The 1,183-nt window shown below is 56.9% G+C and carries 1 protein-coding gene; it reads left to right on the plus strand.

Annotated elements, in window-relative coordinates:
* Window positions 1-234: 234 nt before the first annotated feature.
* Window positions 235-1,183 (plus strand): IS110 family transposase (locus tag AD668_RS28235; protein ID WP_053164486.1); only part of this gene is annotated, 949 nt, incomplete at its 3' end.

Raw genomic sequence — 1,183 nt, forward strand, 5'->3', positions numbered from 1 at the left:
CGTTATCGTTAACGCCCATCGCGGGCAGGTTCGCTTGTATGTGTAGACTGGAAGGGGTGAGTGGGACTAAAGCTCGTCATCTGACTCTGACCAGTACAGACCGTGGGAGACTTCGTCCCACCCCTTCACCTAATGCGCCGATAAGGAATGCATCGGCTCGGACCGACGATAGAAACAAGCCAGCGCAACGGTGAACCCCGACAAGTCTTTAAACCCTAGCTCGGAGGGTGGGCCATGACAATCCTTGATTCGCAGGTGGTCGTTGGTGTGGATGTGGCGAAGGACGAGATCGTTGTCTATCGATCCGACCTGCAAAAACCCCTCAAGGTCGCGAACAAGCGAACAAGCCTGAAGCAATGGCTCAAGACGCTGCCAATGAACAGCGCCATCGCGCTTGAGGCGACCAATATCTATCACCTTGATACAACGGAAATGGCCCATGAAATGGGCCATGACGTTTACGTCATCGATGGCAGTCGCCTCAACAAATACCGCGACGGCATAGGCATGAGGGCGAAAACAGACGCCCTGGATGCCGAACTGCTGGCGCGTTACTTGTGCCGGGAGTCCGACAGGCTGAGGATCTGGAACCCGCCACCGAAGGCTTACACGCAGCTCAAAAGCCTGCTTCGTCGCCGGGCCCAACTGGTCCGGGGCTGTGTCGCACTCAAGCAGAGCTGGAAAAACGAGCCCCTGCTCAAAGAGCAGTTCAACCAGCTTCTGGTCGCCATTGCCCAGTTCGAAAAAACGATTCAGAAAACACTCAAGGAGATTGCCGAGGACGCCGGGATGCAGGATCAGGTGAAGCGCTGCCAGGCCGTCGAGGGTGTCGGGCTGCTGACGGCCACCGCAGCGGCCACGGCGTTTTTGCGTGGGGAGTTTGCAAACAGCGACGAGTACGTCGCCTTCCTCGGCATGGATCCGCGGGTGAGGCAGTCAGGACAAAAGGATCAAAGGCGTCGGCTATCCAAGCGAGGGGACTCTGAGTTTCGGCGCCTGTTTCACAACAGTGCCATGGCCGCCAGCCGCTCGCCGGTCTGGAAACCGTACTACCAGAGCTACCTGGCCAGAGGCCTAAAAGGTACTCAAGCCTTGGTTATCCTGGCACGCAAGCTCGCCAGAGTGATGTTCGCGCTGATGAAAAACCAAAGTGAATACACGCCAAATTCTATGCTTGGGRGTT

Origin of the sequence: Pseudomonas sp. P1.8, from assembly GCF_001269805.1 — a bacterium.
Classification (GTDB): Bacteria; Pseudomonadota; Gammaproteobacteria; order Pseudomonadales; family Pseudomonadaceae; genus Aquipseudomonas.